Origin of the sequence: Kitasatospora sp. NPDC056651 (genome assembly GCF_042792155.1) — a bacterium.
Classification (GTDB): Bacteria; Actinomycetota; Actinomycetes; order Streptomycetales; family Streptomycetaceae; genus Kitasatospora.
Genome location: NZ_JBHTWX010000245.1, coordinates 1 through 1,602, shown reverse-complemented (window position 1 = coordinate 1,602; position 1,602 = coordinate 1). Strand labels below are relative to the sequence as shown.

The 1,602-nt window shown below is 56.8% G+C and carries 1 rRNA gene; it reads right to left on the bottom strand.

Annotation, left to right across the window (positions count from 1 at the left end):
• Positions 1-1,545, bottom strand: a 23S ribosomal RNA gene (locus ACFRAR_RS38755); the annotation flags it as partial.
• Positions 1,546-1,602: the final 57 nt, after the last annotated feature.

The following is a 1,602-nucleotide window of genomic DNA, read 5'->3' as shown; positions in this document are numbered from 1 at the left end:
GGTTCAGCGTTGGCGCTTCAAAGCGGGTACGGGAATATCAACCCGTTGTCCATCGACTACGCCTGTCGGCCTCGCCTTAGGTCCCGACTTACCCTGGGCAGATCAGCTTGACCCAGGAACCCTTGGTCAATCGGCGCAAGAGTTTCCCACTCTTGTATCGCTACTCATGCCTGCATTCTCACTCGTATACCGTCCACGACTGGTTTCCACCGCCGCTTCACCCGGCACACGACGCTCCCCTACCCATCACAGCAGGCGTTGGCCCTATATGCTGCAATGACACGACTTCGGTGATGTGCTTGAGCCCCGCTACATTGTCGGCGCGGAATCACTTGACCAGTGAGCTATTACGCACTCTTTCAAGGGTGGCTGCTTCTAAGCCAACCTCCTGGTTGTCTCTGCGACTCCACATCCTTTCCCACTTAGCACACGCTTAGGGACCTTAGTCGGTGTTCTGGGCTGTTTCCCTCTCGACCATGGAGCTTATCCCCCACAGTCTCACTGCCACGCTCTCACTTACCGGCATTCGGAGTTTGGCTAAGGTCAGTAACCCGGTAAGGCCCATCGCCTATCCAGTGCTCTACCTCCGGCAAGAAACACGTGACGCTGCACCTAAATGCATTTCGGGGAGAACCAGCTATCACGGAGTTTGATTGGCCTTTCACCCCTAACCACAGGTCATCCCCCAGGTTTTCAACCCTGGTGGGTTCGGTCCTCCACACGGTCTTACCCGCGCTTCAACCTGCCCATGGCTAGATCACTCCGCTTCGGGTCTTGGGCATGCAACTCAAACGCCCTATTCGGACTCGCTTTCGCTACGGCTACCCCACACGGGTTAACCTCGCTACACACCGCAAACTCGCAGGCTCATTCTTCAAAAGGCACGCAGTCACGGCCCACCAGTAAACTGATGAACGACGCTCCCACGGCTTGTAGGCACACGGTTTCAGGTACTATTTCACTCCGCTCCCGCGGTACTTTTCACCATTCCCTCACGGTACTATCCGCTATCGGTCACTAGGGAATATTTAGGCTTAGCGGGTGGTCCCGCCAGATTCACACGGGATTTCTCGGGCCCCGTGCTACTTGGGAAATGAGCAAGCAAGCCGCACAGATTTCGTCTACGGGGGTCTTACCCTCTACGCCGGACCTTTCGCATGTCCTTCGACTATCCATACGGTTTCTGACTCGCCCAGCCGCCGGCAGACGACTGAAGCTCACTCCCACAACCCCGCATTGGCAACCCCTGCCGGGTCTCACACCAAAACGGTTTAGCCTCATCCGGTTTCGCTCGCCACTACTCCCGGAATCACGGTTGTTTTCTCTTCCTGCGGGTACTGAGATGTTTCACTTCCCCGCGTTCCCTCCACATACCCTATGTGTTCAGGTATGGGTGACAGCCCATGACGGCTGCCGGGTTTCCCCATTCGGAAACCCCCGGATCAAAGCCTGGTTGACGGCTCCCCGGGGACTATCGTGGCCTCCCACGTCCTTCATCGGTTCCTAGTGCCAAGGCATCCACCGTGCGCCCTTAAAAACTTGGCCACAGATGCTCGCGTCCACTGTGCAGTTCTCAAACAACGACCAGTCACACACCCTCGA